The sequence below is a fragment of the Mesorhizobium sp. M1E.F.Ca.ET.041.01.1.1 genome, assembly GCF_003997355.1.
GTDB lineage: Bacteria > Pseudomonadota > Alphaproteobacteria > Rhizobiales > Rhizobiaceae > Mesorhizobium.
The window spans coordinates 1-974 of the sequence record NZ_RZSL01001100.1 but is presented as its reverse complement, the minus strand read 5'-3'; the positions used below and the strand labels follow the sequence as shown (position 1 = coordinate 974).

The following is a 974-nucleotide window of genomic DNA, read 5'->3' as shown; positions in this document are numbered from 1 at the left end:
CTCGAAACTCACCAGCTCCTTCAGGGTAAAATGCTGGAACAGCGCAACGATGTCGGCAAACGCCTCATGGAAGGCCGGAACGTCCGGATTGGACGCTTCCTGGAAGCGGCGATGCAGCCCGTCGAGCAGCGCATGCGACATCTCATGCGCGATGATGTCGCTGGACAGGCAGGAAAACACCGTCGTCCCAGGTGTGGTGACGTCGCCCTCATTGCTGGTTGCCGGGAAATAGCCGAACAGCAGCGCCTTCTTTTCCGGGCTGTAATAGGCGTTCTCGGCGCGCAGCGCGTGTGGATAGATGCGCAGGCGCGGCACATAGTGGGCCTTTACCGTCATGTCGCCGCTGCGGCCGGGGGTTTGCGAATAGTGCGGCGCCCACAGCGCGCGACGGCCGAGTGCGCGCTCGAAATGGCCGATCGTTGTCATGGCGACCGCGTAGACCATCTGCTGGTGAAACTTCGGATTGCCTTCCGAAGGCGGCAGGCCGTCCTGGGCCAGGAGCACCTTGTCGTTGAGGTCGACCGGATCGTAGACGCGGTCGGAGGCCGGATCGACATCGACCACCTCGAGATATTCGCCGATCGGGCCCGCCAGCAGCGGCTTGTCGGCCGATGGCTCGTCGTCCCAGGGAACCGAGAGCGTCGCCTGGTGGACCGACACCGAGTCCAGCCGCTTGGCGACCGAAGGGTCGAGCGCGTAGATGCGCAGGCGCCGCTGCGGCGGCGGCAGCGGGCGCGGCTTGCGCCTGATCGGCGCCGGGCTTGCGGCGGGAACGGCGACCGGCACCGGCTTGGCGCCGGCCCTGCCCAGCAACCCTTCGAGAAAGGCCTTGAGCGGCTTCGACGGATTGCCTTCGTCGAGAGCCGCCTCGAAATAGCGGTTGCGCGCGGCGGCCGAGATCGCGGCCGGATCGCCATCCGGGTCGGCGATCGCCTGGTCGACGGAAGCGGTGGTTTGCGCCATCTGCATAAGCT

At 66.2% G+C, this 974-nt stretch carries 1 pseudogene; it reads right to left on the bottom strand.

The features are described 5' to 3' along the window. Window positions 1–963: pseudogene (locus EOA38_RS40825) on the bottom strand (peptidase S8); the annotation flags it as partial. Window positions 964–974: the final 11 nt, after the last annotated feature.